Source organism: Clostridium septicum (assembly GCF_003606265.1).
GTDB lineage: Bacteria > Bacillota > Clostridia > Clostridiales > Clostridiaceae > Clostridium > Clostridium septicum.
Genome location: NZ_CP023671.1, coordinates 2,068,857 through 2,084,154, shown reverse-complemented (window position 1 = coordinate 2,084,154; position 15,298 = coordinate 2,068,857). Strand labels below are relative to the sequence as shown.

Below are 15,298 nucleotides of genomic sequence, written 5' to 3'. Positions count from 1 at the left end.
TACTTTAATCATAAATAAAAATATTATATTAAGGAGAGTATTATGGAATCTGCTAAATATTATATAAAAAAATTAGGCTTAATTCCCCATGTTGAGGGTGGCTATTTTAAAGAATCTTTTCTATCCACTGAAAGTATTAATCAAAATTCTAATGAATATAGATGTTTATGGAGTAGTATTTATTTTCTTTTAGAAACTGGTGAAGTTTCTAATTTTCATAGACTAACTTCAGATGAAATGTGGTATTATCATGCCGGCTCTTCATTAACAATTTATATGATTTCACCAAATGGTGAACTTATTACTAAAAATTTAGGACTTAATATAGATAAAGGTGAATCACCCCAAGTATTAGTTCCTAAAAATTATATCTTTGGTTCTGCAATGAATAATGAAGGTTTTTCACTTGTTGGTTGTATGGTTTCACCTGGATTTGACTTTAAAGACTTTGAATTATTTGAAAGAAATGATCTATTAGAAAAATATCCTGAACACGAAGATATAATAGTTAAACTTACTAGAAATTAAAATTTAAGGCTGTTAACAAATAAGTTAACAGCCCACATTATTATTTTATATTTTTTAGAATCTCAATAACTTCTGGCATTTTTTCCTGCACTTTAGCTAAATCCTCTTCTGCTTCAGCGTATATCTCATTATATATCTCTCCTGGATCACTACTATACAATTGATTACTATAACAAGGATAACAAGGTAATACATTATCTGTTCTCCATACCTCACACCCTTGATAAGGATTAGCTGTTCCAATATATAAGTCATTACACTTATCTACATATAATATTCTTCCACCATAATTATATCTATTACAAAGTCCCTTTCTTATTGCTAAATCAAAATGAATTCCATCATCAGATACATACAAATTAAATCCAAATGGATAATTCTTTTCATTTAAAATCCTTACTGCCAATTCAAATATTCTTATTAATGCTTCTACAATTACTATCCCTAGTTCTGCTTCTAATAAATCTCGATTAGCTAAAATTAGATCTAGTATAAGTTCTACATTAGTTGCACTATCAAAAGTACTTACTAATAATTTCCCTTTATACTCCTGTATTTGCCAAGCATATACATTAAATGGATTATCAAATCCTGATCCTAATCCTGATAAACTCTTACCTCTATGCCCAATAGGATTTGTCTTAATTAATGCTGGACCACCTACAACTAATCTCCAGTTATCTCTTTTATCTATTCGTATAATGTCACAACCAAAAGGTATAATCCATGATAATGGTAATAATTTTGATGCACTTACATATAAATGTTGTCCAAATACACCTATACTCAATGTGAAAGTATTAGCTGCATCTCCAAATCCTTTATCAACTATACAAACCCATTCATTAGGTTTTGGATCTCTATTTCTTGATCTCCAAACTTGGACTCCATCTTCACTTGAAGTAGCAACATAAACCCTATTATTGAAAACTTCCATATTGGTTATCGCACCTTTTGGATTATTAGCACCACTACCTATAACTGATTCCCAAGAATAAAATTCCGGCTCTCTACTAGCATATAATAATGGAGTTTCATCTAAATTAAATTCATTTATTGTTGCTACATAAACTTTTCTTCTGTGAATAACCATTGCTCTTGACGAAGTTCCTTCTAGACCTTCATTATTAACATATTCCCAATCCACTCCATTTGTAGTTTTTAATATTTTTATTTCATCTCCAAAAGCTGCTGCATATAAACAAGGGTTTCCCCCAAAAGGTCTATTTGATATCATAAACCTAAATCCTTGAATTCCTGATCCTGTTTCTGCTTTAAATACTCTTTTCCATGGTAAAGAGCCATCTTTTTTATATCTCCATATTTCTCCTAAATTATCTTCTGAGTTTGGTTTTATTGATATAGGAAAATTAATATCATTAGGATCTACTCCAAAATTTGTAGCCATTGCCTTAATTATAGATACTACTATATTTCTTCCAGTACCAACATAAATATATTCACCTAATTCTCCCATAGACCAAGCATAATTATTTTGTCTTGCATTAAGAAGATCTTTGAAATCAAAACCATTTGTAGGTGTTAATTTTTTATAATCCCCCATAAAATCTACTCTCCTTTTCTTTAGTTTAAATGGATTATATTTTTTAAATTTAATTCTATATTACTTAATATATGTTTCGTTATAAATATATGTTAATAAAAAAGACCAGATAACTTTATTTGTTATCTGATCTTTATATTTATACCTTTTTATTATCAGTATATTTTCTATTGTTTTTTTCCTTATTAATAAGATTTTTAATTAGATTACTTTTCTTCTGTTCTTGCTTAGTATTAATTATTTCTTTCATCATAATAGCCAACCCCCAATGTTTTTATAATTATACTATTTAACTTTAGATTATTCTAAGTCTAATTTCCTCTAAAATTTAGCTATTTTACTTAATATTACTCAAAAAAATAAATAGAATTACTATTCTATATTTAATCTTAAAATCTCATTACTTCTCTTCTATATCTATATGAAAATCATTGTACAAAGCATAAAAAACTAAATTAATAAGGATAATATGGATATGGATAAGGATATGGATAAAGTGGAAGAATATAAGGATATCTTAATAATTCTAATCTATTTATTCTATTTATAGGAAATCTTCTTCTTCTAAAACGTCTAAACCTGTTAGGTCTATTAAATCCCATAGGTTGTTGGCGAGTCATATTATCTCCATTTCCTCCAATTATCACATCTTCACCAACTAACATTATAATGTCATCATCAGCTAATCCTTCAATAATTCCATCTAATGTACTTCCATCATTCATTGTTAAAACAGCATGATAAGATGAATACTCCTTACATTCTTCCTTCATTGAATTTAAATCTCTATAACAGCCAACTACTTCTAAAGACATATAAGCACCTCCTTTTAATTACTATGATATTCATATATAGAATAATGGTTCCATATTAATAATCTAGTTTTCTTTAAATTTGAAGTGTTTTATTTCTTATGCCTTTATGCAATAATAAAAATATATAATATATATGGAGATGATTTCATGAATAATAAAATAGAAGAATTATCAAGAATATTAAAAGAAAGTAACAACATAGTATTCTTTGGTGGTGCTGGTTGTAGTTGTGAAAGTGGTATACCCGATTTTAGAAGTTCCAATGGCTTATTTAATGAAAAGTTAAATACTAAATTTACTCCTGAACAATTAGTATCTCATAGTTTCTATATACGATATCCAAAAGAGTTTTTTAACTTTTATAAATCTAAACTTATATATCCAACTGCTAAACCTAACGGAACCCATTTTACTTTAGCTAAGCTTGAAGAAATGGGGAAATTAAAAGCTGTTATAACGCAAAACATAGATGGACTTCATCAAATGGCAGGTAGTAAAAATGTATTTGAACTTCATGGATCTGTTCACAGAAACTACTGTACTCAATGCCATGCCTTTTATGATTCTAACTTTGTATTAGAATCTAAAGAAATTCCTACTTGTACTAAATGTGGTGGAACTGTTAAACCTGATGTTGTTCTATATGAAGAAGGATTAGATGATGATGTTATTACAGCTTCCATTGATGCTATATCTAAAGCCGATACTCTAATTATTGGAGGAACTTCTCTTGTTGTTTATCCTGCCGCTGGACTTATAAATTACTTTAGAGGTAAAAACCTTATCCTAATAAATAAAAGTTCAACCTCTGCTGATAGTAAAGCTAATTTAGTTATTAATGATTCAATTGGCAAAGTATTAACTACTGCTATAAATAATATCTAAAATAAAAGTATCCTACAGAATAGATTGTTTTATATTCTGTAGGATACCTTTTTACATATTTAAATTAACAATTTTTTTATTATTCGTCTTTTAATATTGATACTAATCTTAATATATCTAATAATAAATTCAAGAAACTTATAAATATTGAGTATGCAAGACTTACTACTTCTATTTCTGATAATACTCCATATCTACACCTTACTTGTACTGATTTCATTATTATTATTGAATACATAGAGTAAATTATTATTCCTACAGATGAAAGTATAATATCAAAAGTTCCAAACTTAAATAAAAATATGTTTATAAATTCTAATATTAATAAAATTATAATTCCCCCAAATATTATTGGTCCTAATTTAAATAAATCACCTTCATTTGCTCTTGATGCTACTATATAAGCCATTCCAAAAATAAGAACTACTCCTAAAACAATAGAAATAAATGTTCCAGCTCCTAATGTATTAAAATAATATATATAAGTTGAACCTGTTAATATCCCTAAAACCAAAGCATATATATACATACTTTTTTTACTTCTAATAAATCCACCTTTTTTAGAAAATAATGAAAATAAAACAACTATAAAAAAAGCCATATTCATAAAACTTCTTACAGATGGGGGTATAAACTTTACACCTATAAATGAACCTATACCTAAAAATACTAACGCTATAAAAAATGTACTTAATATTGCTAGATAGTTTTTCTTTGCTACACTTTGATAACTCATAATAGCCTCCTAAATAAACTATTTTACTTATTAGTATACTGTCCATTTTTTTAAATTTATTTAACAGTTTTAAAAATTTCTATTAACTTTTGTTTATTTTTAAAAATTATTCTAAACAATATCATATATATCAGAAAATTCTATCGATATCCTTTCCGCAATTGGTTTTTTATCATTAGATATTATCTCTTTTTCTTCTTCTCCTAGTACATCAATTTGTATATTGGGTAACTCTACTACAAATTCACTTCCCTTTTCCTTTGTATCCTCTAAGTACACTTTACCATTATGAAGTTCTACTAATGATTTAACAAGAGCAAGACCTATTCCACTTCCTTCTGTACCTCTATTTAAGGACTTATCATTTTGTACAAACCTTTCAAAAATAAATCCCCTTACTTCATAAGGAATTCCTATTCCATCGTCTTTAACCCTTATTTTTACAAACTTTTCATCAGCTGAAATATATACTAATATATTTCCATTTTTCTCAGTAAATTTTACTGCATTAGAGATTAAATTTAAAATAACCCTCTCTATTTTATCTGGATCACATTTTATATATAATTCTTCATACTCTGTATCAAACATTATATTAATTTTCTTAAACTCAACATAAGGAACTACGGATAAGGTAATATCCTCCACTAAACTTACTATGTTATAATTCTCAAAATTCATTTTAACAAAACCTGAATCTATCTTAGTAATATCTATTAAATTATTTACAAGTCTTAACATTCTGAAACAATTTTGCCTCATTGTAGTTTCATATTTATTATAATACTCTGATAACGCCTCATTCCCCTTAACCTTTTGTCCATTTAGTAATTGTAAACATGAATATATAATGTTAATAGGCGTTCTAACCTCATGTGAAAGATTAGCAAAAAATTCATTTCTTATTCGTTCATACTCTTTATTCTCTTTGTATTTAATTTTTAAAGCTTCAAGTTCATTTCTATAAGTTAAATCTCTTGCCACAATGACATAAGCTCTTATTTCATCATTATTGTTTGCAACCTTATTTACTATAGATTCTACATATATTTCTCTTCCATTTTTACATTTTAATTTATGCTCTTTATATGGATTATTTTTATAACTTTCAGATATAAAATTCATTTTATTTATACTTTCCAAATCTAAAATCATAGAATGCTTATTATTTAGAATCTCCTCTTTCTCATATCCTAGCATATCTATAACAGCATTATTTACATATGTTATATTACCTGTTGCGTCTATAGTAAATATTAAATCTTTTATATTTTCAGTTATACTTTTAAGTTTGCTTTCATTTATTTTCAATTTCTCATTTGTTTTATAATCTTTAGTTATATCTCTATACGTAGCTACAAAAACTTTCTTATCTTTATTAATATGAATTTTTTGTACGTCCAATTTTAACGCCTTACTGTCACAATCAAATACTATTCCCTTATAAAATCCCCCTATTTTAAGCTGTTTTACTATGTTTTCATATTGATTTTTAGAAATTCTATTTATTTTTATATTTTCTAAATAACTGCCTTTATTTTTAACAATACTTGAAAAATTACAATTTGCATTCCTTACTCGTTCATTTGCATAAACTAATTCACTTTTTTCATTAAACATAACAACATTATTATGTTGATTATATTCCGTTAAATCATAAAAAACTTTAAGTTCTTGCTTTAACAGTTCATTTTCTCTTACTTTTCTTATTATTTCTATAAAAACTCCCAATAAAAGAATTGAGAATCCCCAAAACGTAAGGATTTTAGAAACTTTATCTATATATAAATCTCTTCCATTCCAATTCCCTAGACTATATATTCTTTTAACTGTAAAAAAACTTATGCTAGCTATTATTATAGTATATATAAATTCTACCTCTTTAATACTTCGCATTGCTAAAACAGTTAAAATGCAAAAATGATACAAAATCATAACTATAGACATTATTATCACAAATTTAGAATTTCTATCAATTAAATTTATTTTAATATAATTTGTTTCAAACATTATTAAAATTATAGTAATTATACTTGTAATTACTATTGATAACATTTTATTTTCGCATAGCTTATTAACTATCTTATTTTTTTGTAATATAGTAAATAATATCAATATACTTCTAAACAGATATGTTAATACCATTAATGGAACAAATCTTAATAAACCATCTTCTTCATTGTTTAATATTAAGCTTAAATAAATATACTCTATACCAAAGCTGAAATATATTAATGTAATTATAAAAAATATAGTTTTTTTATGAATATAATAATACAGCCAGCAAGTGGCCATTGATATAATAGCTAATGTGTAATTTATAACTCCTATATCATTTAGAAATGCTACTTTAGCTACTCTAATTCCCTTAGTAAAGAAAAAATTAATAATTAAAGCTATAGTAACAAATAGTATTGTTAATAACAAAATTTTAATTATATTTTTCAATTTTTTATTTTCCTTTTTTTCTGATAAAGTAAAAGTCATAGCATCCCCCTCATTTTTATACAAATTCAATCTAAAATAGCCTTATATCAATGTAATTTTATAAACATATATATATAATTATATCATTTTTATTGTTTAAAATAGCTTATTGGCATATATTTTTCTGAATATTTTTTAATTCTGTTTTATCTTAAAATTTATTTAATTTAAAATAAAAAAAAGATTAAACACTCAAATAAATGTTTAATCTTTATACCATAATAACTAAATTTCTTTAACAAGCTTTTCTAAATCAGATATTATAACCTTAACAAAATCCAATTTACCTTGTGCATAATCTTTTTCATTTAATAAATCCATATATTTTTCCATAGCAAATTCTGTTTCTTTATACTCTTCTAATAGTCTCATTAATTCATCTTTCATATTTTACACCCCATTAATATATTTTTATATAATTACTATTCTACAGTTACTGATTTTGCAAGATTACGTGGCTTATCAACATCGCACCCTTTTTGTTTTGCCATATAATAAGATATTAATTGTAAAGGTACTACTGATAATACTGGAGATAGTAATGAGTTTGTTTTTGGTATATATATTACATCTTCTGCTATTTGTTCTGCTTCTTTATCTCCTTCATTAGCTATTGCTAAAACCCTTGCTCCTCTTGTAATAACTTCTCTTATATTACTTATCATTTTATCCTTTAGCTTGTCTTCTGTTAGTAATGCAATAACTGGAGTTCCCTGCTCTATTAATGCTATAGGACCGTGTTTTAATTCTCCTCCTGCATATGCTTCTGAATGAATATATGATATTTCTTTTAATTTTAACGAACCTTCTAGTGCAACTGCATAGTCAACACCTCTTCCTAAGAAGAATAAATCCTTATCCATATAATTCTTTGAAGCAAATTTTTGTAAGTCTTCTTTTTGTTTTAAAATTTCTTCTACTTTATCCGGTAAACTTAATAACTCACCTTTTAACTCTTTAGACATTTCTCCTGATAAAACTCCTTTAGTTTCACCAAAATACATTGCCACTATATACATTGCTATAAGTTGAGTTTCATAAGCTTTTGTAGATGCAACTGCGATTTCTGGACCAGCCCATGTATATAAAACATGATCTGCTTCTCTTGAAACTGAACTTCCTACCACATTTGTTATTGCTAATACTTTTGCCCCTGTTCTCTTAGCATCTCTTAAAACGGCAAGTGTATCTGCTGTCTCACCTGATTGACTTACAACTATTAGTAATGATTTTTCTGTTATTAATGGATCTCTATATCTAAATTCTGAAGCTATATCAACTTCAACTGGAATTTTAGCTAATCTTTCTATTGCCACTTTTCCTAATAAACCAGCATGATATGCTGTTCCGCAAGCAACAATAAATATTCTATCAAATGATTCTAATTCTGCCTTTGTAATTTCTATATTTTCTAATGATACTTTATGATCATTAGAAATTCTTGATGAAAGTGTATCTTTTATAGCTTTTGGTTGTTCATGAATTTCTTTAAGCATAAAGTCTTCATAACCACCTTTTTCTGCTGCATCAACATTCCAAGTTACATGGTAGACTTCTTTTTCTATCTTCTCTCCATCTTCAGTTTTAAGCTCTACTCCATTATTAGTTAATACCACAAATTCTTTATCCTCTAAAAGATAAACATCTCTTGTATATCCAAGTACTGCTGGAATATCTGAAGCTATAAAGTATTCATTTTCCCCTATTCCAACTATTAATGGACTATCTTTTCTAACTGCTATAAGTTTATCTGGTTCGTTTTTGCATATAACTCCTATAGCATAACTTCCTTCCATTTTAGCTGTAGCTTTTGTAACAGCTTCAAATAAATCACCCTTATAATAATAATCAATTAAATTAGGTATAACTTCTGTATCTGTTTCTGATTGAAATTCATATCCTTTTGAAGTTAACCATTCTCTTAATTTAATATAATTTTCTATTATTCCATTATGAACTACACTTATCGTAGCCTCACCATTGCTATGAGGATGTGAGTTTACATCCGAAGGTTCTCCATGAGTAGCCCACCTAGTATGTCCTATACCTATATATCCATTTATTGGCTTGTCCTTTAAATTTTCTTCTAAATTCTTAAGACGACCTTTAAACTTTCTAACCTTTATTTCCTCATCTTGTAAAATAGCAACTCCTGCTGAGTCATATCCTCTATATTCAAGTTTTGATAATCCCTCTACTAATATAGGAGATGCTTGTCTACTTCCTAAAAATCCAACTATTCCGCACATAAAAATTCTTCCTTCCTTTTTCTAAATGTTTTTAATATATTTAATCAACAAAAATAAAATATCTTTATTAAATATTAAATCTTCTGTTGAAGGTTTTTACACCAAGTTAATATTGTGCTACAAATCACTTCATAGTTTTATTAACCGTTAACGGTAGTGCGATACCGTGGGGCACCCGCCGAAGTTTCGATACTCCCCAACCTCGTCAACTTAAGTGAGCTTCCAAATCTATGATTTGGCTAAGCGAACTTACTTAGCTATGCTAACTTTCCTTTTGAAAGCTTAATCTATGATTTGACTAAACCAACTTACTTAAGTTCTGGCGCTTATAATTTTTCAATTGATACTATATTTTATGCATCTACTATCAAAAGATACACTTATTTTATCACTTTTTAGATTAAAATCAAGCATTTTTACTTAAATTTTCTTATTTAAACAAATTAAATTTATAATACTTCTATTTTCTCCTGTTTTCTATTATTAACAACTATACATGTAGATGTCTATACCAATATACAGATTTTTCATTAATCTTTTATTATAAATCTTTTTATAATAACTAAAAAATGCTATCTTTTTATAAAAAGATAACATTTTTTATTCTGCAGCAGAAACTACTACACTCTGTTTGTTCAGATGTACATGCAGACACTCCAGCTACATCTACTGATTCTGCTTCACATTGACAATTATTATTATGAATACAATTAGTAGCTTCACATTTAATTACCTTCCATAGCATTTATTAATTCACCCTCATCTGTAACTATCCACTGATTGTTTTCCTTTTCTAAATATATATTTACCTTAGTCTCTTTAAACCCAGTTGAAGAATCTTTTATTCTTTTTATAGTTTCTTTAAGCAATGCATCATCTGCTTTATTTCCTGTTGTTTCTATATTGTTATCCTGTAATATTTTTCTCGTATTTGCTGTTATATATTTTTCCACTTTACTTAAATCTACAGAATTAACTTTTGCATTTACAGTTGCTAAATTTCCGTTTTCAGCTATATCTAAAATCTCTACTTTACATTTAGCAAATAGAACACTATACATTTCCTTTAATTTTTCATCTTTAGTTATTAATTTATTATACTTAGGATACTTTAATACTTTATCTACAGATTTAAAGTCACCTGAGCATAATGAATCTATAAAAAATGTTACAGTTTCCTTAGAATCCATATGCACTTCTTCTTTACATCCAACTAAAGTTAGAATAAGTATAAAAAAACTTAAAATTAATGTTCCCTTCTTCATCTTCATAATAGTTATTCCCCCAGTCTATATTTACAATTTTATCCAATTTTATTGTAAATTTCAACCATCTAAAACTATTTATTTCCTTTTATTATATTTAATTTTTCTTCTCGTTTTAATTGCTTTATTTCATATTCTCTTTTCATGGCTAAAATTTTATCATCAAAAGTCTCGTAATATACAAGCTCTATAGGCAATCTACACCTAGTATATTTAGCACCCTTTCCTAATGAATGGGTTTTTAATCTTTTTTCTAAATTGTTTGTCCATCCAGTATACAAAGTATTATCTGCACACTTTAATATATAAACGTAATTCATTATAATCTCCTAATATATGTAATATAATAGTTTTATTATATACTCTAATCAATAAAAAAACAAAAAGGACTAGATACTTTATCTAATCCTTGTTTAAAATTCCTATTTATTAATTATTTCTTCAAGTTTATTTTTTACTGATTCTATTCTTTCTAAATTAATATCTTTCTGCTCTTTTATCGCCGTGTCATATTCTGTATATAACTCATCTAAATGTCTTACAGCTTCATTTAAATAATTATCCTTTACTACATTTTTAATCTTTTCTTTTTCATTATTAAATTCTGTTGAAAATTCTTCCCAATGTTCTTTATCAAAATTATTTTTTTGTTTTATTAACTCTTCTCTTAAATCTTCATATAAATCTTTTATATTATCTTTATTTTCCTCTACAGCTTTTTCTATAGAGTTACTATCATTTTTAGATGTATTTTGTTGAGGAGATGATTGATCACTTGATTGTGGTTGATTTTTATCTATAGATGGCTGTTCAACTTTTTTATTTGTGCATCCCACCGCTCCTGAAATTATTGTAAGTATTAATGTCATTATTGCAAATTTCTTCATAATCTATTCACTCCTTAAATAAGCTTTATTATAAAACTATTTTCCCATATCAATAATTTTTTATACTAAATCTTTCTGTATAATAAAAATAAAAGGAAATATAAATCATAACAATCTATATCTCCTCTTATACTATTATCTAATTGCTGTTATTACATTAGTTTTTGCAGCCTTATTTGCTGGTAATATTCCAGCTATAAAACCTATAAATAAACTAAAGGTTAATATTCCTATAATTAATCCTATACTAGGTATAGCTATTGACGAAATAGGTTGTCCCATAATTGATTGAGTCATTGACTTCCCAACATTATTAATTATTAAATCTACTATTAATCCTAATACTATCGCTATAGATCCACCGGTGAAAGATATCGCACAAGCTTCTCCAACAAATATCTTTCTGACATCATTTAGACTTCCTCCAATAACTTTAATTACTCCTATTTCTTTATTTCTCTCATATATTGCCATGTCCATAGTATTAGTTATTCCAAGTGCTGCAACTAATAAAGAAATTCCTGCTAGTGTTCCAAGTACTAAAGTTACCCCTAAAAGCATAGATTTACTCTGTTTTTCAAAATCTATAAGAGATCTAGTAGAATATCCCATAGATTTTAAAGTTTCTTCATATTCCTCTAACTTACTTTTATCATCTACTTTAACTCCAATTTCTTCGTATGTATTTAACATCTTGTCTATTTCTTCTTTTGGAAGATTAACATTAGATTTTATAATACTATCTACAAACTTAATTGGTGCTTGTATTAAATAATTATATTCCATTTTGCCATTGCTTAAGACTCCAACTATTTTAGCACTAAATTTTTTACCATCAATAAGTTTTCCATCTTCATCATATCCCAAATTGATACCCATTTTCACACTTTTTCCTATTAATGAATTATATTCATCCTCATCTTTAACCTTTTCTTCCCATGTATATCCTAGAAGCTCCTTTGCAGTTTCATATCCTAAAACTATCTCTTTACTTCCCTTTCTAGGATATCTTCCAAATAATAAGTCCTCTTCTTTATTTGTTATAAAATCTGTAGCTAAAACTCTTGCAAATCCTTCTGTTTTTTTTAACTTAGTACTTACATTAGTATACTTCTTAGGCATTACTTCTGTTATAAAATATAGTTTTTCAAGCTCTTCAACAGATTTATTATCTAATTTTGTTTTTTTAGAAGCCCCTTCCTTTTTATCCTTACCTTCTTCTGCCCCCCAATATGGAGTTAAAGTTATAACTGATGTATCCATCATACTTTCCATTTCATCTGTTAAATATTTTTGGAATCCATTTGTTATAGAACTTATTATGAATACGGCAAGGCATCCTATAACTACTCCACTCATGGTAAATATGGTTCTAGTTCGCCTTTTCCACATATTCTTCCATATTATTTGAACTAAATCGCTAAACTTCATAGTTATATACCAACTCTAAATAATTTCTTTAAGAAACTCATTATAGTTCCACTCTTTTTAACATTACTATTTGCATCCTCTGTTCCCTCTGTTATCATAGGCTTAACCATAAAATTTCCTTTTGATGTGTATTTATTACCACTAACATCTTCATACGTTACTTCTACTTCACCTTGTGTATCAACTTCTACTGGTTTTATAGATATTTCAAACATAGCTTCTCCTTCAGCCTCTATATTACCTGCTGAATAATTATATGTATTATCACCTATTTTTGCTTTTACTAATACATTTTTAACCTTAACTTTACTATCATTTGCTAAGGTTCCAGTTAAATTACTTCCTCCTTGATTTGCAAAGGTTTCCACACCATTTATTGCAATTTCTGGCACAGATCTTAGCACAATTCCTGAAAGCTTAGTTATCTCTTCTTGTTCTGAACCATATTGGCTATACATAACACTTGTTACAAAATTATAGGCACCTGTTTTTAATGCTGGATCGCTAACTAATTTAATAGTCACTTCTTTCACATCATTGTAAGCTATACTTCCTACATATATTTCATTTGTTGTTCCAACTGCAGTAAATCCATCAAGACCTGATTTACCTTCTACTCCTACTAACTTTAATGATAATCCATCTATTTTACCACCACTTATATTTTCTATTCTATATGTTAGTGAAAATTCTTCCCCTGGTGAGATTACAGATTTACTTGGAGTAACCTTTGTTATTATAACCTTTTTAGATTGAACATTATTAGTTGGCAATACAGGTGCTTGGCCTCCTCCACTACCATTTTGTCCTTCTTGTCCTTCTATTAGTTTGCTATTTTCTGTTTTTAGTTCTGATGCAAAAATTTTATTTGTTGTTAATCCACTTGTCATTGTTAAAATCGTAGTCATTGTCAATATTATAGCCATCTTTTTATTCATTGCTTTATCCCCCTATTCACATAATAAACCATCTTCCATTTTAATTATTTTATTTGCATATTCATAAACCACATGTGAGTGAGTTACCACTACAAATGTCATATTATATTTTTTGTTAAGTCCTTTTAATAAATCTAATATTTCAATACTTGTTTTACTATCTAAATTTCCTGTTGGCTCATCTGCTAAAATTAGTTTTGGATTATTAATTAAGGCCCTTGCTATAGAAACTCTTTGTTGTTGTCCCCCTGATAATTCGCTTGGTTTATGATTGATCCTATCTTTTAAACCAACTCTCTCAAGCATCTCTTTAGCTCTTTTAATTCTCTCAATTTTACAAACTCCAGAAAATATTAACGGCATTTCAACGTTTTCAAGAGCTGATAATTGTGGCATTAAATTATATGATTGAAATATAAACCCCATGTTATCTCTTCTAAATAAAGCTAATTGATTTTCATTTAGCTTGTCTACTTTTACACCATTTATATTAATTTCACCTTTATCTGCTGACATTAATCCACCTAGTATATTTAGAAAAGTAGATTTTCCTGATCCTGATTCTCCTACAACTGCAACAAATTCACCCTCATTAATACTTAAGGTAATTCCCTTAAGTATCTCTGTTTGTAAATCTCCCACATTAAAAATTTTTCTTACATTACTACAACTAACAATTTCACTCACCTATTCACCCCCTCACCAGTTAATTCTACCACAAGTTATTATTTAATATTAATACTTATTCTTATTTGTAACTTTTCTGTAATATAAAAACATTATTTGTTAATAATTTAATAATAACACCTTATTTGCCCTTAAATATATTAAGTAATTCTACATTATGGATATAATAAAAGCCCATGAATTTAAATTCATAAGCTCTTATTATATATTAATTTAAGAAAGCCTCTGCTTCTTTTTTAGCTAAATCTTCATTAATTTCATCATACTCTGAATGTTTAAAGAAATAATTAGCCATTTGGAATCTTTTTGCTCTTGAAATATTAAATTCTTTAGCTAGCTCATCTATAAAATCAACTTCATCCATTTCATATTCTGCATCTGCTAAAGCAACTCTTGTTAATTCAAAGAATACTATATTAACAACTCTTTCTCCTGCATTTTTAATAATTTCTATTATTTCTTCTCTATTTATTTTATTTAATTCAAGCTTTTCTAAATTCATTTCCTTTAATGATCTCTCAATTAGCTCTCTTTCCTTTTGTTCTACTTTATCATCTACTAAAGCAAATTCTATAAGTAAATTTATATATGCAATTCCTAATTCTCTATTTAATTCATTTAAAAACATTTAATTATCCTCCTAAATTTATAAATTTCAAAAAATATTAAAGTAATTATAGCATATCTTTGTAATAGTTATAGTTACAAAATAGTTATATTTTCATATTTTTATTTCTAAATAAACTATTGTTGAGTCATCCCCTTTTTTAAATCTTGGATAAGTATTGCACAAACTATCTTTTTCTTGAATATTTCTTAGTTTTTT

Annotated in this window: 16 protein-coding genes; 2 read left to right on the top strand and 14 right to left on the bottom strand. The window is 26.9% G+C overall.

Going from position 1 to position 15,298, the window contains the following annotated elements; translation table 11 throughout:
* The first annotated feature begins 39 nt into the window (after positions 1 to 39).
* Complete coding sequence (locus tag CP523_RS09420; RefSeq protein ID WP_176712696.1) at positions 40 to 528, top strand: cupin domain-containing protein; 489 nt, start codon at positions 40 to 42, stop codon at positions 526 to 528.
* A gap of 40 nt (positions 529 to 568) precedes the next feature.
* Here the strand turns inward: CP523_RS09420 and CP523_RS09415 are convergent, their stop codons facing one another.
* Positions 569 to 2,092, bottom strand: a complete 1,524-nt coding sequence (locus CP523_RS09415) for a hypothetical protein (RefSeq protein WP_120140806.1) — start codon at positions 2,090 to 2,092, stop codon at positions 569 to 571.
* 455 nt (positions 2,093 to 2,547) lie between these two features.
* On the bottom strand, positions 2,548 to 2,907 hold the full coding sequence (locus CP523_RS09410; RefSeq protein WP_066678037.1) for a hypothetical protein: 360 nt from the start codon (positions 2,905 to 2,907) through the stop codon (positions 2,548 to 2,550).
* A 147-nt stretch (positions 2,908 to 3,054) separates the two neighbouring features.
* On the opposite strand from CP523_RS09410, the gene CP523_RS09405 reads away from it, so the two are divergent.
* Positions 3,055 to 3,792 (top strand): NAD-dependent protein deacylase, encoded by a 738-nt coding sequence (locus CP523_RS09405; protein WP_066678033.1) that lies wholly within the window; start codon positions 3,055 to 3,057, stop codon positions 3,790 to 3,792.
* A 79-nt stretch (positions 3,793 to 3,871) separates the two neighbouring features.
* Here the strand turns inward: CP523_RS09405 and CP523_RS09400 are convergent, their stop codons facing one another.
* The 12 genes from CP523_RS09400 to CP523_RS09350 form a co-directional block, all read right to left on the bottom strand.
* Complete coding sequence (locus CP523_RS09400; RefSeq protein ID WP_066678032.1) at positions 3,872 to 4,528, bottom strand: Bax inhibitor-1 family protein; 657 nt, start codon at positions 4,526 to 4,528, stop codon at positions 3,872 to 3,874.
* 111 nt (positions 4,529 to 4,639) lie between these two features.
* Positions 4,640 to 7,015 carry a sensor histidine kinase gene (locus CP523_RS09395; protein WP_120140805.1) on the bottom strand — a complete coding sequence of 792 codons (2,376 nt, stop codon included), beginning with the start codon at positions 7,013 to 7,015 and terminating at the stop codon, positions 4,640 to 4,642.
* 225 nt (positions 7,016 to 7,240) lie between these two features.
* The gene (locus tag CP523_RS16000; protein ID WP_162925973.1) at positions 7,241 to 7,402 is read right to left on the bottom strand and encodes a hypothetical protein; all 162 of its coding nucleotides are present in this window, start codon (positions 7,400 to 7,402) and stop codon (positions 7,241 to 7,243) included.
* A gap of 35 nt (positions 7,403 to 7,437) precedes the next feature.
* Positions 7,438 to 9,264 carry a glutamine--fructose-6-phosphate transaminase (isomerizing) gene (gene glmS, locus CP523_RS09390; RefSeq protein ID WP_120140804.1) on the bottom strand — a complete coding sequence of 609 codons (1,827 nt, stop codon included), beginning with the start codon at positions 9,262 to 9,264 and terminating at the stop codon, positions 7,438 to 7,440.
* A gap of 580 nt (positions 9,265 to 9,844) precedes the next feature.
* Positions 9,845 to 10,009 (bottom strand): DUF1540 domain-containing protein, encoded by a 165-nt coding sequence (locus CP523_RS09385; RefSeq protein ID WP_120140803.1) that lies wholly within the window; start codon positions 10,007 to 10,009, stop codon positions 9,845 to 9,847.
* Entirely contained in the window at positions 9,990 to 10,535 is a 546-nt protein-coding gene (locus CP523_RS09380) for a DUF5105 domain-containing protein (protein WP_120140802.1), read from the bottom strand. The genes CP523_RS09385 and CP523_RS09380 overlap by 20 nt, the downstream gene beginning before the upstream one ends.
* A gap of 68 nt (positions 10,536 to 10,603) precedes the next feature.
* Complete coding sequence (locus tag CP523_RS09375) at positions 10,604 to 10,849, bottom strand: GIY-YIG nuclease family protein (protein ID WP_120140801.1); 246 nt, start codon at positions 10,847 to 10,849, stop codon at positions 10,604 to 10,606.
* A 102-nt stretch (positions 10,850 to 10,951) separates the two neighbouring features.
* Positions 10,952 to 11,416, bottom strand: coding sequence for a hypothetical protein (locus CP523_RS09370; protein ID WP_066678020.1), 465 nt, complete (start codon positions 11,414 to 11,416; stop codon positions 10,952 to 10,954).
* A gap of 135 nt (positions 11,417 to 11,551) precedes the next feature.
* The gene (locus CP523_RS09365) at positions 11,552 to 12,847 is read right to left on the bottom strand and encodes an ABC transporter permease (protein WP_120140800.1); all 1,296 of its coding nucleotides are present in this window, start codon (positions 12,845 to 12,847) and stop codon (positions 11,552 to 11,554) included.
* Positions 12,848 to 12,849: 2 nt separating this feature from the next.
* The gene (locus tag CP523_RS09360; protein ID WP_066678016.1) at positions 12,850 to 13,785 is read right to left on the bottom strand and encodes a COG1361 family protein; all 936 of its coding nucleotides are present in this window, start codon (positions 13,783 to 13,785) and stop codon (positions 12,850 to 12,852) included.
* Positions 13,786 to 13,797: 12 nt separating this feature from the next.
* Positions 13,798 to 14,463 carry an ABC transporter ATP-binding protein gene (locus CP523_RS09355; protein ID WP_066678053.1) on the bottom strand — a complete coding sequence of 222 codons (666 nt, stop codon included), beginning with the start codon at positions 14,461 to 14,463 and terminating at the stop codon, positions 13,798 to 13,800.
* 217 nt (positions 14,464 to 14,680) lie between these two features.
* The gene (locus tag CP523_RS09350; protein ID WP_066678014.1) at positions 14,681 to 15,100 is read right to left on the bottom strand and encodes a hypothetical protein; all 420 of its coding nucleotides are present in this window, start codon (positions 15,098 to 15,100) and stop codon (positions 14,681 to 14,683) included.
* Between the last annotated feature and the right edge of the window lie 198 nt (positions 15,101 to 15,298).